Genomic DNA, 21,167 nt, shown 5'->3' with positions numbered 1-21,167 from the left:
CTGATCCCGAAGTCCGAACTCGCCCGGGGCCGAAGCGGCACACTTGCCCGCCCCGCGCTGAGGACCAGGCCCCTGGAGAACTGTCCAGATGGCATATTCGAGGTCTACTGGGCCGGTGCGATTCCCGATAGAATGATCGTCGCCCCCTGCGGAAGGCGTGCGGCAATGCTCTACAGCTTCGATTGCGTCGAATGGGACGGAAACCGGCCCTGCCCACATCAACACCGCACCAGCGCCGAGGACTGCGCCGGTTGCAGATTCCACCGCCCCGCGGTGGTGCGGGGCGGTCCTCCGCCTCATATCCAGTTCGATCCGAGCATGTTCGCGAGCGCCCGATCGATCGGAATCATTCACCTCGGCGGCCTCGGGAGCATTCTTCAGGCCGATGTGGTCCGATGGGCCGTGCACCAGGTCAATCCGTCCGCCGAGATCGTGTGGTTCACGCATTCGCGAGGCGTTGAGCTGGTGCGTCACCTACCCCGCACCACGCCGATGGAAGCGTCGCGGACTTCGGCCTGCGTGCGAACGGTCCGGAATCTGGACCTGGTCGTCAACTTCTCCATCGACGAGCGCATTCGACCACTAGTCGAGGCGAGCCGATGTGTAGCGGGCTTCACGGTCAACGAGTACGGCAATTTTCTGCCGGCCACGCGACACGCCGTCTACTTCCAGCGATTGAAGGTCAGCGACGGCTTCAGGAAGGCCAACGGCCTGTCGATGAGAAACATCCATCTCCAGGCCGCGGGTCTGGAAAATGTGGATACGCGGTCCTATGAACTCCCGATGCCCGGCCGCCTCTTGAAGCGCGCCGAGTCGATGCTGCGGCGGACGGGGCGCCGGCCCCTCATTGGGCTGAACATCGGCTCGAGCGCAAAAGGGCGGCTCAAACGGTGGCCTCCCGAGCACTGGGCGGAACTGGTCGGGGCCATCAATGTGATCCTCCCCGAATACAGCCCCGTGCTGCTCAGCGGCCCCGAGGACGGCGACATCCGCCGCAGGTGCCTGGAGCTGATCAGGTCGGACCCGGGATCCGACCTCGCCGTCTTCCCCGACCGCGCTGACATCGGAGTGTTCATGGCCGCGGTCGCGAAACTGCGGGTGCTGATCACCAACGACACGTTCGCGCTGCATGCGGCGGCCACATTTGGAGTGCCGCTGATCGGGCTGTCCGGTCCCATGCCGGCGCAGGAGCTGGTCAACGGAGCGGGCGATCACATTCTCAGGGCGTCGGTCGAATGCGCGCCGTGCTATTACGACTGCTCGAACGACATCCGCGCCTTTTGCATGAAGTCCATCTCCGTATCGCGGGTGGTCGACCGCCTCGTATCACTCCTCGTGGAAGACAGGAGCCGTCGTGAAACTCAAGTGCGCAGTATGCGAGATCGTCCCGCACTCAAAATCGCTCCGTCAAGCGGTGCCGCCTGACCAGATTGACCGGTTCGTCGACCGGGACCTCCTGTCCGAGATCATCCGGTCGGCGCTGGGGAGCGCCGAAGTGCTGGAGGAGGTGGCATCGCGCTCGCACCAGCACTGGACGGGATTCCGCAAGATCGTGTTGGTCCGCTGCGAGCGGAGGCATCAAGTCCGGGTGCACCGATGGGACGAGGCGAGCCCGCCGGCAGAGGAGGTGAGCTGCCACAACCACCGCTGGGACTTTGTCTCCTACGTCGTCTCCGGGAAGATCGCGAACGTGTCGTACTCGATCACCTCCGAAGAAGACGGTCCCCTGCGGCACTTCAAGGCCGACGCCGTCAAGGCCGGCCAGAACCGTGGGGTCCGATCGCTCGGTGGTGTGTCGGTCGTGCTGGAGTCGGAGGCGGTCGTCTCGGCCGGGCAGAGCTATCTGCAGTTGGCCGATGTCCTGCATTCGACGGTCGCGTTGCAGCCGACCGTGACCCTACTGCTGCAGGACAGCTCTCGAGGAAGGACGAGCTCGGTAGTTCAAGGGGGCGAACTGAAGGAGTTCGTGCCGCCCGCAATCTCCACGGACACGCTCGTCGAGGACCTCGAATTCTGCCTCTCGCGCCTGCGCCGTGATTCGTGACCGCTCAGGCCGCGGGCAGTAACGACGCCGCCGGCTCGGCCTTGCCGACGATCGCGATGAGTTCCTCGACGTCCGGGTCGTCCAAGGACTCGAGGACGCACTTCCAGATCGAAAGGTTCGCATCTGCCCACGTCTGGTACTTCTCGCGCGCTGAGGCGGTGTAGAAGTAGATGCGCTTCTGGTTCAGCGGCACCTGTTCTCCGACGATTTTCTCGGCGAGTTCCCTGATCGAGCGGCCGGTCTCCCGCAGATACAGCGGGGCCAGGACCACTGGGGTGATCGGAAGCGCCTTGAAGAGCGTGTCAGCGTCGCTCAGCGCCTGCGCCTCGACCGAGATCTCCTCGTCCCGATACTTGGTCTCGGCCGAAGCCACGATCGACTCGATCCGCTCGATCTGGGGATCGGAGAAGCCGGTGGCGCTCAGGATCTCGCGACGGAGCACGGCGCCGGCTCCCGCTTCTGATCGACGGTCCACCAGGTAGTTGAGATCGTGCACAAGAGCGGATGCTTCCACCAGCGATTCGTCCGCGCCGAGTTCGGCGGCGAATCGCTTGGACTTCCTGGCGACGAAGTCCAGGTGGTGCCAGCCGTGGAACGGGACGTCGGTCATCCGTTCGCGGTACAGCTTCGCGACGTAGGTGCGCAACTGCTGAAGTGTGTTCGATGCGATTGGCATGTGAGTCTCTCATCTCGTATGCGGACCGTAGCTCTTGATGACCTCGTCGGCGAATTTGAGGAATCTGGACCGCCTCTCGAGGTACTCGTCGTCCGACATCTGAGCGCCGAACACCGCGTTGTAGATACCCACTTTGGTCTCGGTCGACATTCTCGGAGGTAGTTCTATCACGCGGGCTCTGGGGCTGTTCTTCGTCTGAAGGCACTCGGCCTCCTGGATTCGATAGATCACCGAGGAGCTCTCGAAACGCAGCGTCCTAGGGAATTTCATACCGGTGCCGTTGTCGCTGAACAGCGTCACCCAGATCGCGTCGCGGAATATCTCGTATCTGTCCAGGCTCGGCATCGGGGTGAGCACGATCCGGATGTCCGAGCACTTGTCCCTGGCCTCGAACAGGCCCACAATGCCCATCGACAGATTGTTCATTGTCACCTGGCGGATCTGTTCGATGGACGCCTCTCTGTAGAGGTTGTGTCGATATGAGTAGTCGGCTCTGCCGTCGAGGGACCCCTCCGCCCTGGGGTCCGGCAGAATGATATTCACCTGGAGATTCACCCCGCGATTCAGCAGGAGCCTCGCCGCCGCGTACTGGCCCGAGCCCCCTTGGAACCACACGACCGAGGAATTCCCCAAGTCGTGATTGATGGTCACATTGAACTCGGGGTCCGGCCGCGGCGACGGCTGGAACTCGTGAGTGGGGAAATAGGACTTGTTCAAGGCGGCCAATGACGAGGAGACTTCTCCGACTACGGCGGACCGGAGCAGTTCGGTCGAGGCCCGGCCGGTCACGTATGCCTGAGCGATGCCGAACGAGGCGGAGACGAGCAGACCGGTCGCGATGGCGCTCGCTACCTGGCGCGCCGCGGAATCGGGTATCGCCGTGGACCACCACAGCAATGACACCGAGACGAACAGGCAGGCCAGCAGCAGCGTGGCCTGGAGGCCCGCCGACAGCTTTCTCAGCAGTCCATATGAACTTGTGGCGGATTCCATCAAGCGAGCCACGTCACAAGGATAGCAACGGCGGCGCCGCGCCATTCCTGTGAAAGGACGTTACTTATGTTGCTGCGAACCAATAAAGAGGGATTTGCCCATAGTGGTCCGGGCGGGGCGCCGCGGGTCCGCCACCCGATCCGGAGCGGTCAGCGCATCGACTACCGGTGCCGGTCCTCGGTCTTCATCGGCAGGTACACCGCCCCCGTCTCCCTCCGGTGCTCGAGCGCGGCCCGCAGCCGGGGCCCGCTCCGCACCGAGAGCAGTTCGGCGGCCTCCTCAGGCTCCGTGAACCGGTGGTCCACGAGTTCCCCGTCCGGCAGCGTGATCGGCGTATCGGTCGGCACCGTGCCGCAGTCGAAGAGCATGTTCACCATCGGCCACGGTCGATCCGGGAGCAGCGGTGGGCTCCAGTCGAGGACCAGCAGCGGGCCGACCCGAAGGACCAGGCCCGTCTCCTCCGCGATCTCTCGAGCGAGCGCGTGCTCGGGGCGCTCGCCCTCGTCGACCGCGCCTCCCACGAAGATCCAATAGTCCCGGTAGGACGGTTTGACCACGAGCGTTCGGCCCGCCTCGTTTGTAATCAGGGCACCGACGCTCACGGCTGGATGTTCCCGAGGGGCCTCTCCGATCGGTTTCACTTCCGTGCTCCTTCCGGTTCGGGCCGCGGACCGGCACAGGGGAGGTCCCGTACCGGTCCAATATGCCTCACGCTCGAAGCCGCGGTGCTCCTAGCGCATAGATTTCAGTCCGGCGCTCAGGCGCCTCAGGTCTCGGCGGCGCTGTTCAATGGTCGCGCCGGTGAAGATCAGGACGCCGCCGCCGACGGCCAGCGGCACCCACTTCGGGATCAGGTGCCACAGCAGCGCTATCTCGTTGACCGTCAGGACCAGCAGCACCGCAGACCCGAGCACCAGCGGGGCCCTCCATCGCAGGGTCGCGCCCGCGACCACCAGCGCCAGCGCGGCCGCGCCGACGCCGATGCGCTGCACCGGTTCGCCCAGCTCGCCGAGCGCGAGCAGCAGGCTCGGGCCGAGCCCGACCCCGATCGGGGCCGACAGCGCCGCCCACGATCCGGTCTCGGGGCGCCTGCTCATCCGCCAGAGCCCGGCCGCGAGCAGCAACAGCGCCGGCGGGACCGTGTAGAACTCGATCGTCGACACCGAATAGGTCTGGAGCAGCGTCCACCACCCGACCGTGCCGGTGCACAGCGCCGCGATCGAGTAGCCCAGCCGCCGGGTCTCGGCGATGAGGCCGGCCCCGGCCAGGGCGAGTGTGTAGACGCCGATCGACGCCGGCAGCAGCCGGGTCTGGTCGGCCGAGGACAGGAGCTGGGAGAACCAGTCGGACACGGTCATCACGCCGACCACGACTCCGAACAGGACGTGGGCCAGGACCTCGCCCAGGATCCGGTCGGCGCGGCTGGGGCCGGGGACCCCGGCGGCGATCACGAGCATGACCGCCGCGGCCACCGAGAGCGCGAAGCCGGTGTCGAGGGCGTTCCAGTCCAGGACCTCGGCCGTCGCCGTGGCCGAGCCCAGGAACCAGACCGGCAGCAGCGCCCAGGCCAGGCACCGGCCGACGAGCGTTCTCGAGGCGAGCGCAGACGCTAGGGCGATCACGGCCGCGATCGCCAGCCCGAGGGCCGGGACCGCCTCGTTGTCGCCGCGCAGCAGCCCGCCGGCGGCCAAGACCGCGAACATCGCGGCGAAGGCGACCACGTCGAGCCGCCAGGCGCGCGGCACCAGCATCGATCCGGCGGCGGTCACGGCCAGCACGATCGGCACCTCCCAGTCCAGCGGCCGGGTCGGGGCGTCCCACCAGACCATCGCGAGCGTCCACAGCGACATGGCCGCGGCGGTGCCGCCGACCGCGGCGCCGGCGATGTACGCAGCCCGGCGCAGCGCCTTGCCCAGCGGATCGGAGACCGCCATCGCGGTCAGTCCGACCACGATGGTGGCCGCCAGGTGCGAGGACAGCTCGGGGGCGTCGGCCAGGACGATCGGGATGGCGGCCAGCGCCGCGATCCCGGCGATGGAGGAGGCCTGCATGCCCGCGGACCCGTCGCCGCCGGTCGGCTCCGTCGCCAGCACCGTGGCGACCGCGCCGACGAGGGCCAGGGACGGGATGACGAGCGCGGCCTCTTCGGCGCGGTAGGCCAGCACCCAGGCGGCCAGCACCAGACCGCCGACCACGCCCCAGGTGACCAGCAGTGTCGTCACCGCCGCCCCGGAGCGCCGAACGGCGATCGCGGCCAGCAGGCCCCCGGCGGCCAGCAGCGCCGCCTCGCCGGCGATGGCCGTCGCCAGCGCCTGCTCCAGCGTGGACACGACCCGGATGCCCGCCAGGACCGCCAGTACCACCGATCCGCACGCCAGCAGCCGGGCGCTCCACAGGTTCGACCCCGGATAGGCGGTCGGGGACTGGGTCGACAGCCAGGCCGCCCCGGCCAGGACCGCGGCGGTGCCGAGCATGAGGAGCGCGGCGTTCGCGGTGTCCCCGAACGCGGAGTAGGCCGAGCCGATCGCGGCCAGCGGCAGCATGGCCCAGCCCGTCGCGCCGACGGGGACCGCACCCCGGTAGGCCGCGAGCGCGATCAGCGACAGGAGCGTCCACACGCCCACGGCCTCGGGCGTCAGGCCCTCGCCTTCGGGACGGAACTGGTAGTAACCGGCCAGCGCCGAGCTCCACAGCGCCAGCGCCGCCAGCGCGCCGAAGGTCTCGGCGGTCGCCTTGAGGCCGAAGCGCAGCAGCGCCACCGGCATGACCAGCATGATGGCCGTGAAGGCGGCCAGGACCGCCAGGCGGCCGCCGTCGCCTAGGTTCCGCCAGGCGACGGCGGTGAAGATGATGATCGCGGCCGCGACCAGCAGGCCGCCGAGGCTCAGCAGCAGTGTCTGCGTGCTGTTGCGGGAGAACTGGGACGGGCCTCCGACCGGGGCCTGGGGCGGCGGGGCGGGGCGGTACCCCGGTGCCGGTGCGGGTCCGGTCGGCGGCGCCGCTGCGGGCGGGGCGGCGGGCGCCGGAGGCGTGCCGGGCGGCGGCACCATGGTCACCGGCGGAGCGTCCGGGGCGTCGGCGTCGACCGGGGCCGCGGCCGGCGGTGTCGCCGGCGGCGCGGACGGCTCGTTCTGGGAGCGGAACGAGGCGGCCAGGCGGCCGAGGTCGTCGAGGACCTCGGCGCGCTCGGCCTCGAGCGCGGCGCGGCTGTTGGCGCGGCTCGACAGGACCCGGAGGGCCGAGTCGAGCTCGTCGAGCCGCTCCAGGAGGGGTTCGGGCCCCCGGCCGCAGTTCGGGCACTGCGCGGGGGTGCTGCGGGCTCCGCAGCGCGGGCAACTGAAGTTGGTCACTCCGACAGTGTGGTCATGCTGTCAACGGCGAAACGGGACGAAATGCCCGAACCTTGTGGGGCTTCCACAGTTTTCGGCCCTCATTCCGGTCCCCGAGGCCCGGATTCTTGGAGGTTTCCTCTAAACGATTCACCGCCGTTCAGGCCGGTCTGGTTGAATCACATCAACCTCATTCCCTCGAATTCGAAGGGCCACAACATGAAGATCGCAGTAATGGGCACCGGCGCGGTGGGCCGGACCCTGGCCGGGGGCCTGGCCGAGCTGGGCCACGAAGTGACGGTCGGCACCCGGAACCCCGAGACCACGGCCGCCCGCACCGGCGAAGGCTCCTTCACCGAATGGGCCGAAGCCAATCCCGCGGTCGGACTCGCCTCGTTCGCGGACGCGGCGGCGGGCGCCGAACTGGTCCTCAACGCCACCTCCGGGGCGATCTCGATCGACGCCCTCGGACAGGCCGGGGCGCCGAACCTGGCCGGGAAGGTCCTGCTCGACGTCTCCAACCCGCTCGACTTCAGCCAGGGCATGCCCCCGGCCCTGGCGATCGTCAACACCGACTCGCTCGGCGAGCGGATCCAGCGGGCCTTCCCCGACGCCCGGGTGGTCAAGTCCCTCAACACCATGAACGCCGAGATCATGACCGACCCCCGGCGTCTCGCCGACGGCGACCACTCGGTGTTCGTCTCCGGCGACGACGCCGACGCCAAACAGACGGTGCGGGGGCTGCTCGAGCAGATGGGGCACACCGACGTGATCGACCTGGGCGGCATCGAGACCGCCCGGGGCGCCGAGATGATCCTGCCGCTGTGGCTGCGGCTGTACGGCTCCCTGGGGCACCTGGAGTTCAACTTCAAGATCGTCCGCTGAGTCGCCGGACATCGGAACGCGGACGGCCCCGGCGGCATCGCCGGGACCGTCCGCAAGATCATTCTCGACCGTTGAAACTCCTGGTGGACTGGCGTTCTCGCACTTGCCGAGATAGGGCACCATAGAGGTCCCTTCGTATTCTTCCCGAGAGGACGCCCGGTGGTCAGACTCCGCATCGACCAGGACGGCACCGCCCGCAACGACCTGTCCGATCTGCACGCTTGGCTGTTGGAGGACTCCCAGACCCGAGAGCTGGACCTGGCCGCCCAGGGCGCCGACGACGGCAGCCTCGGCCTGGTCGACACCCTGCTCGCGGGCGTCGAGTCGGCCGCCACGCTCGGGGCGCTGTACTTCGCCGTGCTCTCCTATATCGACAACCGGCGCATGTCCCATCCGGAGGAGCCGCGGCCCGAAGTGGTCATCACCGCCCCCGACGGCACCACGCTGGCGGTGCGGAACGCCCCGAAAGACGCCCAGGAGCGGATGATCCAGCAGTTCGCCGAGCATCTCTCCGACTCCGATTCCGGGGACGAACGAGAGGATCGATGAGCCTGCCCGACCCCTCGCGCTCGGCCGCCGTCTTCATCGGAGTCCACGACCACGCCGACGCGACCATCCCCTCGAACCCGGAGGTCGGCGCCGGCGCCGAACGGCTCGCCGAACTGTGCCGCGACCCGCGCCTGCTCGGCCTCCCCGATGAGCGATGCGTCGCGGTCACCGGAACCGGGGCCACCAAGCAGGCCGTCGAGGAGGCCGTCGAGAACGCCGCCGCCGAGGCCGAGGACATGCTGCTGGTCTACTACGGCGGCCACGGGCTGCGCATCGCCGCCGAGCAGAAGCTGCTGCTGTCCACCAGCGGCAGCCGGGTCTCCCCGCGACAGCGGTGGATCGGCTTCAGCGCCCTCAAGGAGATGGTCGACCCCGCCGCCACCCGCGCCAAGCGCGTGGTGGTCATCCTCGACTGCTGCTACTCCGGCCAGGCCAAGGCCGGCGGTCTCCGCGACAACACCGAATCGGTCACCGGCGACCGCATGTCCGTGCTGTGGACGGCCGCCGGAGCCACCGAGCGCGGCTGGATCGACGAGGGCGCCGACTACACCAACTTCGCCTCGGCCCTGATCGACGCGATCGAGTCCGGCATCGACAGCGGCCCCGAGTTGCTCAGCCCCGCCGCGATCCACGAGCGCCTGATCGCCTCCTGGAACCACGACCTCCACCGGCCCGACCTGCTCACCACGGGGAACTCGACGCTCGCACTGTTCCGCAACCGCCGGTGGCGTCCCGAGGCTTCGCGTCCGGCCCCCGAGCGTCCCCGCCAGCTCATCGACGAACCCGAGCCGCTGTTCGGCCGCGACGATACGGTGCGGCGCATCCTCGACCATGTCGCCGAGCGCGCCGCGGTCGAGCGCGTCCCGGTGGTGTGCGGCCTCCAGGGCACGCCCGGCATGGGCAAGTCCGCGCTGGCCCGGCGGGTGGCCGCCGAACTGGCCGACCAGTTCGGACAGTCGCAGTACCTGATCGACCTCCAGGGCTGGAATCCGAAACTGCCGCCCCTGAACGAGAGCGAGGTCATCGAGCACCTGGTCCGCGACATGGCCGGGCACCAGGTGTACCCCCGGGACGACCAGGGACGGCTGAGCCAGTGGCGCCAGTGGATGCTCGAGCGGTCCTCGGTGCTGGTCTTCGACAACGCCTCCGACTGGGCGGTGGTCGAGCACTGCATGCCGCCGCGGGGCGCGCGATGCGTGGTCCTGGTGACCAGCCGGATCGACCTGACCGACCCGGTCGGCAACGCCGCCACGTTCATCGTCAGGGGCCTGGACGACGCCGAGGCGGCGGCGCTGCTCTCGGCGAAGTCCCACCACGACTTCGACGAAGGCGCGGTCGCGGCCCTGCTGGAGCGCTTCGGGCGCTCGCCGCAGACGCTGGCGACGGTCGGCAGCGTCCTGCGCGGAGGCATGGACCCCGAGCGGTTCATCACCGCGCTCGACGCGGGCGCGTCCGCAGCCAGTAGCCACCACCCCGAGGCGTGGGCCAAGGAGGCGTTCAGGGCCTCGGTGCGGCGGTTCGACGCCGAGGAGCAGAAGGTGATGTGGGCGGCGGGCAGGCACCCCGGCCCCAACTTCTCGCCCGCGTCCATCAGCTCGATGACCGGCGCCTCCGCCGAGACGACCGAGCTGGTGCTGCGGCGGCTGGCCACCGAGCACTTCCTGCTGGAGCCGGTGGGGCAGAACCGGTTCGCCTTCCACGACCGCTACGGCGAGTACGCCGCCGAGCTGGCCGACGCGATCCAGCCCGGCCTCGGCGACGCGATGGTGCGGCGGCTGTTCCGGGGGCTGCTGGCGCGGCTGCGCGGAGCCAAGCTCCAGTTCGCGGGCGTCGAGATCGAGCAGTCCGCGCCGGAGGCGACGCGGCGGACCCCGGCGGTCCACCGCTTCGCCGACGCCGGGGCCGCTCGGGCCTGGCTCGACGAGAGCGCCGACGAGCTGGAGGCGGCCACGACCGCGGCGCTGCGGTCGGGCTGGGAGAACGCCGCCCACCTGGTGAAGTACGCGGCCTGGTGGCTGGCCTTCGACGCCCGCCCCAATCGGGCGCGGCTGCTGCTGGACCGGCTCGCCGAGTCCGAGCGGCTGGCCGACCTGGCCGAGGCGTGGCGGGGGCTCGGCGAGATCGAGCTCCAGTCCGACGAGTTCGAGGAGGCGGCCCGCCGCTTCGGCGACGCGCGGCGCGCCTTCCGCGACCTGGGCGACGCGATGGGCGAGGCCGACGCCCTGATCGGCGTCGGGCACGGGCTGCTCGGTCGCGGCAACACCGCCGCCGCGGCGCGGCGCTTCGAGGAGGCCGAGTCGATTCACCGCGCCCTGGGCAACCGGCGCGGCCAGGCCGACGCCTGGAGGGCCCTGGCCCGGGTGGCGTGGCTGCGCGACCAGTACGACACCGCCGCTCGGCTGTTCCAGGACGCCGCGGCCGCCTACGAGGACCTCCACGACCGCCTGGGCCTGACCGCCGCCCAGCAGGGCCTCGGCGATGTGGCCCGCCACCGGTGCGTTTTCGCGGACGCCGAGCGCCACTACCGCGAGTCCATGTGGGTCTACGAGGCCCTCGACGACCGGCGCGGCCAGGCGCAGTGCTGGCAGGCGCTGGGGGACAACGCCCGGCTGTGGGACGACTATCCCCAGGCCGGCAAATACTACGGAAAGGCCGAGCTGCTCCACGGCGACCTGGGCGACCGGCTGGGCCGGGCCGACGCGTGGTGGGGTCTGGGCACGGTCGCGCAGATGAACGAGGACTACGTGCGCGCCGAGCACCACTTCCGGTCGGCCCAGTCGGTCTACGCCGACCTGGGCATCCTGCGCGGCCAGGCCGACACCTGGTGGAGCCTCGGCCACACCGCCAGGCTGCGCGGCGACCTGGAGGCCGCCGAGCACAACTACACCGCTGCTCTGGAGGCGTACCAGGCGTTCGAGAACCTGATCGGCCAGGCCGACTCGTGGCTGGGGCTGGGCGACATCGCCCGGGCGCGGGGCGATCTGGAGGCCGCCGAGCGCCGCTACCGCGAGGCCGAGTCGGCGCATCTGCGGATGGGCACCCCGCGCGGCTGGGCCAACGCGTGGTGGAGCCTGGGCGAGACGGCCCGGCTGCGCGGCGACCTGGAGGCGGCCGAACGGTACTTCCGCGACGCCGACCGGACCTATGACGGCACCGGCAACCTGCTGGGGCGCGCCGAGTCCCATCGGGCCCTGGGACTCGTCGAGCGGTCGAGAGGCGACCTCGAGGCGGCGGCGCGCCTCCTGGTGGCCGCCGAGGACTTCTACCTCCAGGCCGGGGCCGAACCGCGCGCGTCCGACTGCCGCCGCCTCCGCGACGAGCTCGGCGAGTGAGCTAGCCGGGCTTGACCGCCTTGAGCGTGTACATCAGTGGCACGGCAGGGGCCTCGGGCGGGAACCGGAAGTAGCCGTCGGAACTGCGGGACATGTTGGCGAAGCGGGCGAACACCGACTTGTCGTGCTCGTGGAGGAACTCCAGCCGCAGCCCGGCGGCGGCCACGGCCGAGACCACGTCCCCGAGCGGGTGCACCCACTGGTAGGAGGTGTTGTTGACGGTCCGGGCCCCGGGGTCGGCGTAGCTGCCGGGATCCTCGTGGACGATCGGTCCGTCGCGGAAGTAGGAGCGCAGCACGTGCGAGCCGGTCGGGTCGTCCAGCGAGAAGTGCAGCGGGTGGAACTCCGAGACGTACAGGAATCCGCCGGGACGGACCAGCGAGGCCGCCACCTCGGCCCAGCGCCGGATGTCGGGCAGCCAGTCGATCGCCCCGCAGGAGACGTAGACCATGTCATAGGCGGACTCCGGCATCGCCGTGGCCGCGTCGTAGAGGTCGGCGACCACGAACGCCGCCCGGTCGGGGCCGTAGCCGAGCTGGTCGGCCAGGGACCGGGCCTGCTCGATCGCGGCGGGGGAGAAGTCCAGCCCCGCCACCCGCGCGGCCCCGCGCAGCGCCCACGACAGCGTGTCCTGTCCCATGTGGCACTGGAGGTGGGCCACGCTCATCCCGGTGACGTCGCCGACCTCCTCGGCCTCGAACGGGGGAATGACGTCTTGGCCCCGCTTGAAGGTCTCCAGGTCGTAGTTCCCGCTGACCGCGTGGATGGGGACCCGCTCGTCCCACCGCGCGAGGTTCGACTCGCGCCACTTCTCGCCGTTCTCGATTTCGCCCATACCGCAAAACTAGAGACAACGGCTGCCGAACTCAACCCCCGGCGGTGGCGGGAACCGCATGGCGGACAGCGGAACGGGCCCCGCAGAGGCGATGCGGGGCCCGTCCATCGGGAGGAATGAGCGAAGCTAGTTGGCCGCCTCGTAGGCGTCGATGATGTTCCAGGCCAAGCTCTCCCACTGCGCGTAGGCGTCGGGGTAGGCCGAGACCTGGACCGCCTGGGCGGCCTGGGCGATGGACATGTTCTCCCAGCCCGAGATCTGCTCGAGGGTGCCGTAGAACTTGGAAGCCGAGGTGGACACGTCCATGAGTTCCTCGACCGTGCCCCAGCCCATCGACGGGCGCTGCTGGAAGACCCCGACCGAGTCGTGGTGGCCGTAGTCGATGTTCTTCAGCTGCGACTCCTGCATGCCGGTGGCCAGGGCCACGGCCCAGCCGTTGGAGTCGAAGCCCATCTCCTTGCCGGTCTCGATGACGATGGCGGCGGTCTCCATCTGCTCGGAGCTGAGGCCGTCGACCGGGTCGGGGACGACCGGGCCCGGGTCCTCCTCGGGCTCCTCGGTTTCCTCGGCCTCTTCGGTGGTGGCCTCCTCGGTCGGCTCCTCGGAGGTCTCTTCCGAGGGCTCCTCGGCGGCGACGTCCTCGACGGCCTGCTCCTCCGATTTCTCGGTGGCTTCGGCGGCGGCCTCGGTCGGCTGCCGCGGTTCGTCGTCGGTGGTGGTGATCGCCCAGGCGGCGGTGGCGCCCGTGCCGGTGAAGATCACGGCGGCGAGGCCGATGACGGCCAGCCGCCGTCCGCGGTGCTCGCCCCACTTCGCTCTGAGCTTGGATGCGGCGTTCCGGAGGGAGCCGGTCGCGCCTTCGATGAACTCGCGAATTTGCACGGGGCAACAGTAAGAGCGAGAAAGTGCAGGTCAAAGCTGGTTACCTGAGAGTATTCCCAGGTAGGGCGGGGGTAAGGTCGGACCTGGGTCGCCTGCACGTTTCGCCCGGTAGCGGCCCTATTGCGCCGCCGGTCCGCGCCGTCACCGGTATCGCTCCCATCGGCCGCCGTTCCCCGGACAGCGGCCGAGCCTGTACTCATCCCTTCGGATGAGCACAGGCTCGAACAAAAGATAACGTGATCGCGCGCACTAACCCACGGCCGAGAACGGCGATCCGGACACCTCGGTTGAAATCCCCGCCCGGTCCAGGTACGGCGTCAGCCCGCCCAGCCAGAACGGGAAGCCCGCTCCCAGGATCATCGCGAGGTCGATCTGCTGCGGACCGGGCACCACGCCCTCGTCCAGCATCAGCTTGACCTCCTCGGCCAGCCCCGAAAGCACCCGGTGCTTCACCTCTTCGGCCGACGACGACTTGTCGCCGAGCTCGACCAGGGCCTTCGCCGCCTCGGTCAGCTTCCCCTCGCCCTTGGCCTCGGGGTCGAAGACCGGCACGTCGGCCTCGGCCAGGCGCCGCAGGTTCTCCGAGATCGGGAAGCGCGGCCCCAGGTCCTCGTTCAGGTGCGCGCACAGATGCCAGGCGATCTGGAGGCCCACCAGCTCCAGCAGCGCGAACGGCCGCATCGGCAGCCCCATCTCGTCGAGCGCCACGTCGGCGACCTCGACGGGCGTGCCCTCGTCGACCGCGCCGGTCACCTCGGCCAGCATCCGGCCCAGGAGGCGATTGACGATGAACGCCGGGCGGTCGGCCGAGCCCACCGCCGTCTTCTTCAGCTTCTTGGCCACCGTGTACGCCGTCGCCAGGGTCTCGGTGTCGGTCTGCTCGGTCGCGATGATCTCGACCAGCGGCATGACCGCCACCGGGTTGAAGAAGTGCATGCCCACCAGGCGCTCGGGCCTGGCCAGCTTCGAGGCCATCGCCGTGATCGACAGCCCGGAGGTGTTGGTGACCAGCAGGCACTCGTCGGTGACGACCTGCTCGACCTCGGCGAACACCGCCTGCTTGACCTTCAGCTCCTCGAACACGGCCTCGATGACCAGGTCGCAGTCGGAGTACACGTCCTTGTCGGCGCTGGCCGAGACCAGGGCGCGCAGCTTCGCGGCCTTGAGCTTGGACACCCGGCCCTTGGACTCCAGCTTGTCGATCTCGCCGCGCACGTGCGCCAGGCCCTGCTCGGCCCGCTCGGCGTCGAGGTCGGTCATGACCACCGGCACTTCGAGCCGGCGGGCGAACATGAGCGCGATCTGCCCGGCCATGAGTCCGGCGCCGACCACGCCGACCTTCCCGATCTCCTTGGCCAGCCCCGAGCTCGGCGCGCCCGCGGGCTTCTTGCCGAGCCTGCGGACCAGGTCGAAGGCGTACAGGCTGGTCTTGAACTCCGGCGCCATCTCGCAGTCGGCCAGGGCCTCGTCCTCGGCCAGCGACCCCTCCTCGAACGAGGCGGTCCGCGCCAGCTCCAGCAGGTCGAGGGCCTTCATCGCCGCCGGGGAGGCGTTGTGGATCTTCCGGTCGACCATCTGGCGGACCCCGGCCATGACCGCCGGCCAGGACTCGCGGTCGATCTCGGGCCGCTCCACGGCGATCTCGCCGCGTACGACCTTCACCGCCCACGACAGCGACTCCTCGAGGAAGTCGGCGGCCTCGAACTCGGCGTCGGCGATGCCCAGCGGCGCCAGGTCGGTCCCGCGCAGCATCTTGTTCTGGTTGAGCGGGTTGCCGATGATGACCTGCGCGGCCTTCTCGGGGCCGATGAGGTTCGGCAGGATCTGCGAGCCGCCCCAACCGGGGATGAGCCCGATCGAGACCTCCGGCAGGCCCAGGCCGACGGCGCTGGTCGAGACGGTCCGGTAGTGGCAGTGCAGCGCCAGCTCCATGCCGCCGCCCAGGGCGGTGCCGTTGACGAACGCGAAGGTCGGGATCGCCGAGTCCTTCAGCCGCTTGTAGAGCACGTGCCCGGCCCGGGCCATCGCCAGGCCCTGTTCGCGGGTCTCCAGCAGGGGCATCATTTTGATGTCGGCCCCGGCCAGGAAGATGAACGGCTTGCCGGTGACCGCGATCAGCGCCACGCCCTCGGCGGCCTCGACCTCGTCGAGCGCGTCCCACAGGCTCTTGAGCCCGCCGGGACCGAACGAGTTCGGCTTGGTGTGGTCGAAGCCGTTGTCGAGCGTGATGAGCGCGGCCTTGCCGTCCAGACCCGGTACCTCCAGGAACCGGACCTTCGACTCGGTGACGACCTCTTCGTCGAATTCGGGAAGCGGTATGGGGAACTCGCTCATTACTTGTCTCCCTCGAAGTTCGGGTTCTCCCAGATGACCGTGCCGCCCTGTCCGAGGCCGACGCACATGGTGGTGATGCCGTAGCGCACCTCGGGGTGCTCGGCGAACTCGCGGGCCAGCTGCGTCATCAGCCGCACCCCCGAGGAGGCCAGCGGGTGGCCCATGGCGATCGCCCCGCCCCAGGGGTTGACGCGCGGGTCGTCGTCGGCGACCTTGAAGTGGTCGAGGAAGGCCAGGACCTGCACGGCGAAGGCCTCGTTGATCTCGATGAGCCCGATGTCGTCGATGGTGAGCCCGGCGCGGGCCAGGGCCTTCTCGGTGGCCGGGATCGGCCCGACGCCCATGGTCTCGGGGTCGACCCCGGCGAAGGCGAAGCCGACCATCGTCATCGCGACCGGCAGCCCGAGCTCCTCGGCGGTCTCGCGGTCGGCGACCAGGCAGGCGGTGGCGCCGTCGGTCAGCGGCGCCGAGGTTCCGGCGCTCACCTTGCCGTGCTGCCGGAACGGCGTGCGCAGGTCCGCCAGGGCCTCCATGGTCGTCTGGGGGCGCGGCAGCTGGTCGGCGGACGCGACCGTCCAGCCCTCCTCGGTGGAGCGCGCGGCCATGGTCGTCATGTCGTTCTGGAGCTTGGCGACGGCCTCGGCGTAGCGCCGCTGGCTGCCCACCGCGTAGGCGTCGGCGCGCTCCTTGGTGATGGCCGGGAACAGGTCGTGGAGGTTCTCTGCGGTGTTGCCCATGACCAGCGCGTCGGTGTCGACCAGCTTCTCGGCGACGATGCGCGGATTGGGGTCGACCCCCTCGCCCATCGGGTGGTTGCTCATCGACTCGACGCCGCCGGCGATGGCCACGTCGTAGTTGCGGGAGGCGATCGCCGAGGCCACGGTGGTCACCGAGGTCATGGCGCCGGCGCACATGCGGTCGATCGAGAAGCCCGGCACGGACCGCGGCAGGCCCGCGAGCAGTGCCGCCGAGCGTCCCAGCGTGAGACCCTGGTCGCCGATCTGGGTGGTGGCGGCCAGCGCCACCTCGTCGACCTTCTCAGGCGGCAGCCCCGGGTTGCGGCGCAGCAGCGACCTGATGCAGCGGATGATCATGTCGTCTGCGCGGGTCTCTTCGAAGAGTTTGCCCGCCTTGCCGAACGGGGTTCTGACCCCGTCGACGAAGACGACATCGCGGATGGTGTCGTTCACGCTGAGCCCTCCTTTGGGTATGCGACGTCACAACCGATGTTACTCGTAAGTAGGATCGGTGTCACGGCCTCCCCGGCGTGTCGCGCGACCGTTCGGGACCAGCGGCGACGCGGGACTTGGATGCGAGTCGATACGCTGAGCGACATGAGCTACCCCCCGAACCCCTACGGGCAGCAGCCCCAGTACCCGCCACCGGGTCCCGGCGGCCCCGGCGCCTACGGCCAGCCCCAGTACGGCCAACCCCAGTACGGACCACCGCAGTACGGCCCGCAGCCCCACGGCGCGCCGCAGCCCGGCCCCTATGGGCAGCCCCCGCTGCCGCCTCCCCGGCGGTCCGGCGCGAGCGGGATCGTCGCCGGAATCCTGGTGGGCGTGGTGGTCCTGGCCGCGCTCGGCGCCGGCACCTACTTCGTGCTCACCAGCGGCGACGACGACGGCGAGGCTTCGCCCGGAACGGGCGCCGACGAGTCCTCGGAAGTCGCCGAGGACGAGGAGTCCGAGGAGAACCAGCTCGCCCACCCCGACGCCGAGGACCTGACCGCCGGGCTCGACCCGTTCGAGGCCGGGACCGGCGGCTACTCCCCGGCCACGGCGGAGGAGGACCTGTGGATTCCCGTCGACGGCGACTGGGAGGAGTTCGAGATCGACTCCGAGCGGGGCGGCTGGGAGAAGACCGGCACCGGCGGCACCAGCGTCTTCTTCGCCTGCGCCGACGTCGACCAGCGCGCGAGCGGCGACACCGACTTCACCGACTACGAGGGCGCGTTCGAGGCGCACATCAACCAGTACCTCGACGCGCAGGAGGACGTCGCCGAGATGGAGCAGCAGGGCGATCCGACCTACGACCACTACCTCATCGACGGCCGTGCCGCCTACATGGTCGGGGTCGACCACCGCTGGACGACCGACAACCTCGGCGAGAGCGTCGACATCGACGCCGGCTGGGGCTTCCTCAAGGTGGAGCGCGGCGACCTTCCGGCCGCCGTCTGCACCTTCGGCTCGTGGGGGTCGGCCGAGCTTCACGCCGAGGTCGTCGACCTGCTCCTGCAGATGCGCGCCACGGCCTGAGCGGCCTCAGCCCAGCGCCTCGGCCAGTCCCGCGGCGAGCAGGTCGACCTGCCACTGCCGGGCCCCGGCATCGAGCAGCACCGAGCGGATGTGCCGCTCGTTGACCCGCTTCGGCGGGGCCCAGGCCAGGCCGCGCACGATCGCCGGGGCGATGAGGTTCTCCGCCGGCAGCCGGTGCTTCCCGGCCGTCTCGGACACCACCTCGCGGGCGGCGGAGAGCCGCTCGGCCGCCTCCGGGTCGCGGTCGGCCCAGCGGTGCGTCGCCGGCGGCCCGTCCTGTGGAGGCGTGGTCGAGGGCAGGTCGTCGCCGGAGAGGCGGCGCGCCTCGGCCAGCGCGCTCAGCCAGAGCCGCGCGTTCGACCTCCCGCCGCGCCGCCGGAAGCCCGGCAGGCTCATCAGCTCCGAGAAGTCGGTGGGGTCGCTGGTGGCCGCCTCCACGATCGCCGCGTCGGACAGCAGCTTGCCCGGGGCCCTGTCGAGTCGGCGCGCCAGGTCGTCGCGGGCCTCCCACAGCGCCCGCACCCGGCCCAGCGCCCGGGACCCGCGCACCTTGTGGATGCCGCTGGTGCGCCGCCACGGCTCCTTGCGCGGCTTGGGCGGCCCGGCGGTGCGCACGTGCTCGAACTCGGCCTCGGCCCACTCGGTCTTGCCCTGCTTGACCAGCTCTGCGGCCAGTTTGCCGCGCAGCTCCAGCAGCAGCTCGACGTCGAGGGCGGCGTAGACCAGCCACTCGTGCGGCAGGGGGCGCTGCGACCAGTCGGCCGCCGAGTGCTGCTTCTCCAGGCGGTATCCCAGCAGCTGCTCGGTGATCGAGGCCAGGCCCACCTTCTCGAAGTCGCACAGGCGCGCGGCCAGCTCGGTGTCGAACAGTTTCGTCGGATGCAAGTCCAACTCGTCCAGGCACGGCAGGTCCTGGCTGGCCGCGTGCAGGATCCACTCCGGGCCGTTCAGCGCGGCCCGCAGCGGCTCGAGGTCCTCGATCGGCACCGGGTCGACCAGGATCGTGCCGACGCCGGCGCGGCGCAGCTGGATGAGGTAGGCGCGCCCCGAGTAGCGGAAGCCGGAGGCGCGTTCGGTGTCGATGGCGACGGGACCGGAGCCGGCGTCGAGCCGCTCGGCCGCCTGGGCGAGGTCGGCCGACGTCTGGACGAGCGGGGTCATCCCTTCTCTCGGCTCGGTCAGGAGTTCGGATTCGGATTCGGGCTGGGGATCGTTCACCTGTTCAAGGTACGACCCGGTAGCCTGCCGCCGCTACTGCCTCGCCGTCTGCGCGACCGATATACACCCGAACGTGCGCTATCGTATGGTTCTGCGGACGCCTGCGGGAGTGACCGGGCCCCCGATCCAGGAGACGATGAGCGCCACATCGCATGCGCCGCCGCGCTCGCGACCGGGCTCGGCGTGTCAAGATGAGAGCGTGCGAACCGATGCGGCAATCCGATCAAGATCCCCGTTCCTAGCGGCCTGCCACGGAGAGCGGTCTGGTCACGTGCCGGTCTGGTTCATGCGCCAAGCCGGCCGCAGCCTCCCCGAGTACCGCGAGGCCCGCGCCGGTACCTCCATGCTGGAAGCCTGCCGCACCCCGGAGTTGGTCTGCGAGATCACCATGCAACCGGTGCGCCGCTACGGGGTCGACGCGGCGATCTTCTTCTCCGACATCGTCGTGCCGCTCGCGGCGATCGGCGTCGACATCGAGATCGTCCCCGGCGTCGGCCCGGTCGTCGCCGAACCCTTCCGCACCGAGGCCGACGCCGAACGACTGCGCAACCTCGACCCGTGCGACGTCGGCTACATCACCGAGGCGGTCGGCCTGCTCACCGAGGAACTGGGCGACACCCCGCTCATCGGCTTCGCCGGCGCCCCCTTCACCCTCGCCTCCTACCTCATCGAGGGCGGGCCCAGCCGCGACCACGCCAAGACCAAGGCGCTGATGCGCTCCCGCCCCGACCTGTGGCACGCCATCGCCTCCCGCCTGGCGGCGATCTGCGGGGAGTTCCTCCGAATCCAGGTCGAGGCCGGCGCGAGCGCGGTCCAGCTGTTCGACTCCTGGGCCGGGGCGCTCTCGGAGGCCGACTACCGCCGCTTCGCGCTCCCGCACTCCACGGCCGCGCTCATGGGCGTGGCCGAATCGGTGCCGCGCATCCACTTCGGCGTCGGCACCGCCCACCTGCTCCCGGCCATGGCCGAGACCGGGGCCGAGGTCTCCGGGGTCGACTTCCGCATCCCCCTGGACCAGGCCGCCGCGATGCTCCCGGGCAAGACCCTCCAGGGCAACCTCGACCCGGCCGCCGTCCTGGCCGACCCCGAGCCGCTCCTGGACGAGGTCGACCGGGTCATCGAAGCCGGAAGGGCCGCCCCGGCCCACATCTTCAACCTCGGCCACGGCGTGCTGCCGGATTCCGACCCCGACCAGCTCGCTCGCATCGTCGACCGCGTACACGAGGTGACCTCGCGATGAAGGTCCTGGTGGTCGGGGGCGGCATCACCGGCCTGGCCGCGGCCCACCGGCTCCGCCTCCGGCTCGGGGACGAGGCCCACATCATGGTCGCCGAGGGCTCGAACCGCCTGGGCGGCAAGATCCGCACCGTCGACTTCGCCGGGCGCCCGGTCGAGACCGGCGCCGAATCCCTCCTGGCCGCCCGCCCCGAGGCGATCGCGCTGGCCGAAGAGGTCGGCCTCGGCGACGACCTGGTCCACCCCGCCGGACTCAAACCCGCGCTGAGCCTGAACGGGCGGTTGCGCGACTTCCCGACCGGCACCCTCATGGGCATTCCGGCCGACCCGGCCGACGTCGCGGACATCGCCGAGGTCAAGGAGGCCGATGACGACGGCACCCCGATCCTCTCTCCCGGGTCCGACATGTCGGTGGGTGAGCTGGTGCGGGGCCGCCTCGGCGCCGAGGTGCTCGACCGGCTGGTCGCCCCGATGCTCTCGGGCGTCTACGCCGGAGACGTCGACCGCCTCTCGGTGCGCGCGGTCATGCCGCAGCTCGCCGGGGCGCTCGAACGTCATTCGCGGCTGACCGACGCGGTCGCCCAGTCCCGGCGCCC

17 protein-coding genes are annotated in these 21,167 nt (G+C 70.2%); 8 read left to right on the top strand and 9 right to left on the bottom strand.

Features of this window, described 5'->3' with window-relative positions; all coding sequences use genetic code 11:
- Nucleotides 1-165 precede the first annotated feature (165 nt).
- Entirely contained in the window at nt 166-1,425 is a 1,260-nt protein-coding gene (locus JFB92_RS20445; protein WP_199043034.1) for a glycosyltransferase family 9 protein, read from the top strand.
- Nucleotides 1,415-2,044 carry a hypothetical protein gene (locus JFB92_RS20440; RefSeq protein WP_199043032.1) on the top strand — a complete coding sequence of 210 codons (630 nt, stop codon included), beginning with the start codon at nt 1,415-1,417 and terminating at the stop codon, nt 2,042-2,044. Before JFB92_RS20445 ends, JFB92_RS20440 begins: the two co-directional genes overlap by 11 nt.
- A gap of 4 nt (nt 2,045-2,048) precedes the next feature.
- On the opposite strand, the gene JFB92_RS20435 is transcribed toward JFB92_RS20440, so the two are convergent.
- From JFB92_RS20435 to JFB92_RS20420, 4 genes are all read right to left on the bottom strand, one after another.
- On the bottom strand, nt 2,049-2,720 hold the full coding sequence (locus JFB92_RS20435; RefSeq protein ID WP_199043031.1) for an HD domain-containing protein: 672 nt from the start codon (nt 2,718-2,720) through the stop codon (nt 2,049-2,051).
- Nucleotides 2,721-2,729: 9 nt separating this feature from the next.
- On the bottom strand, nt 2,730-3,725 hold the full coding sequence (locus tag JFB92_RS20430; RefSeq protein ID WP_199043030.1) for a hypothetical protein: 996 nt from the start codon (nt 3,723-3,725) through the stop codon (nt 2,730-2,732).
- 149 nt (nt 3,726-3,874) lie between these two features.
- Entirely contained in the window at nt 3,875-4,315 is a 441-nt protein-coding gene (locus JFB92_RS20425) for an NUDIX domain-containing protein (protein WP_199043029.1), read from the bottom strand.
- Nucleotides 4,316-4,444: 129 nt separating this feature from the next.
- On the bottom strand, nt 4,445-7,063 hold the full coding sequence (locus JFB92_RS20420) for an SCO7613 C-terminal domain-containing membrane protein (protein WP_199043028.1): 2,619 nt from the start codon (nt 7,061-7,063) through the stop codon (nt 4,445-4,447).
- A 198-nt stretch (nt 7,064-7,261) separates the two neighbouring features.
- Between JFB92_RS20420 and JFB92_RS20415 the strand changes: the two genes are divergently transcribed.
- From JFB92_RS20415 to JFB92_RS20405, 3 genes are all read left to right on the top strand, one after another.
- On the top strand, nt 7,262-7,927 hold the full coding sequence (locus tag JFB92_RS20415; protein WP_199043026.1) for an NADPH-dependent F420 reductase: 666 nt from the start codon (nt 7,262-7,264) through the stop codon (nt 7,925-7,927).
- Nucleotides 7,928-8,086: 159 nt separating this feature from the next.
- The gene (locus tag JFB92_RS20410; protein WP_199043025.1) at nt 8,087-8,476 is read left to right on the top strand and encodes an effector-associated constant component EACC1; all 390 of its coding nucleotides are present in this window, start codon (nt 8,087-8,089) and stop codon (nt 8,474-8,476) included.
- Nucleotides 8,473-11,808 carry a caspase, EACC1-associated type gene (locus JFB92_RS20405; RefSeq protein ID WP_199043023.1) on the top strand — a complete coding sequence of 1,112 codons (3,336 nt, stop codon included), beginning with the start codon at nt 8,473-8,475 and terminating at the stop codon, nt 11,806-11,808. Before JFB92_RS20410 ends, JFB92_RS20405 begins: the two co-directional genes overlap by 4 nt.
- A gap of 1 nt (nt 11,809) precedes the next feature.
- Here JFB92_RS20405 and JFB92_RS20400 read toward each other — a convergent pair whose 3' ends face one another.
- From JFB92_RS20400 to JFB92_RS20385, 4 genes are all read right to left on the bottom strand, one after another.
- Nucleotides 11,810-12,643 carry a methyltransferase domain-containing protein gene (locus JFB92_RS20400; protein WP_199043021.1) on the bottom strand — a complete coding sequence of 278 codons (834 nt, stop codon included), beginning with the start codon at nt 12,641-12,643 and terminating at the stop codon, nt 11,810-11,812.
- 126 nt (nt 12,644-12,769) lie between these two features.
- Nucleotides 12,770-13,525: a hypothetical protein gene (locus JFB92_RS20395; RefSeq protein ID WP_199043018.1), complete on the bottom strand. Its 756-nt coding sequence runs from the start codon at nt 13,523-13,525 to the stop codon at nt 12,770-12,772.
- Nucleotides 13,526-13,774: 249 nt separating this feature from the next.
- Nucleotides 13,775-15,859, bottom strand: coding sequence for a 3-hydroxyacyl-CoA dehydrogenase NAD-binding domain-containing protein (locus JFB92_RS20390; RefSeq protein WP_199043016.1), 2,085 nt, complete (start codon nt 15,857-15,859; stop codon nt 13,775-13,777).
- Nucleotides 15,859-17,049 (bottom strand): thiolase family protein, encoded by a 1,191-nt coding sequence (locus tag JFB92_RS20385; protein ID WP_199043014.1) that lies wholly within the window; start codon nt 17,047-17,049, stop codon nt 15,859-15,861. The genes JFB92_RS20390 and JFB92_RS20385 overlap by 1 nt, the downstream gene beginning before the upstream one ends.
- Before the next feature lie 144 nt (nt 17,050-17,193).
- Between JFB92_RS20385 and JFB92_RS20380 the strand changes: the two genes are divergently transcribed.
- Nucleotides 17,194-18,117, top strand: a complete 924-nt coding sequence (locus JFB92_RS20380) for a hypothetical protein (protein WP_199043012.1) — start codon at nt 17,194-17,196, stop codon at nt 18,115-18,117.
- A gap of 6 nt (nt 18,118-18,123) precedes the next feature.
- Here JFB92_RS20380 and JFB92_RS20375 read toward each other — a convergent pair whose 3' ends face one another.
- A complete protein-coding gene (locus tag JFB92_RS20375; RefSeq protein ID WP_307789232.1) occupies nt 18,124-19,335 on the bottom strand; it encodes a ribonuclease D in 1,212 nt (403 codons plus the stop codon).
- Between the two features lie 136 nt (nt 19,336-19,471).
- Between JFB92_RS20375 and hemE the strand changes: the two genes are divergently transcribed.
- Nucleotides 19,472-20,575: a uroporphyrinogen decarboxylase gene (gene hemE / locus JFB92_RS20370; RefSeq protein WP_199043011.1), complete on the top strand. Its 1,104-nt coding sequence runs from the start codon at nt 19,472-19,474 to the stop codon at nt 20,573-20,575.
- The coding region (gene hemG, locus JFB92_RS20365) for a protoporphyrinogen oxidase (RefSeq protein ID WP_199043010.1) at nt 20,572-21,167 on the top strand (596 nt) is incomplete at its 3' end. The genes hemE and hemG, both read left to right, overlap by 4 nt.

Source organism: Glycomyces salinus, assembly GCF_016428645.1.
Taxonomy (GTDB): Bacteria; Actinomycetota; Actinomycetes; order Mycobacteriales; family Micromonosporaceae; genus Glycomyces; species Glycomyces salinus.
This window is presented reverse-complemented; position numbering and strand designations above follow the sequence as displayed.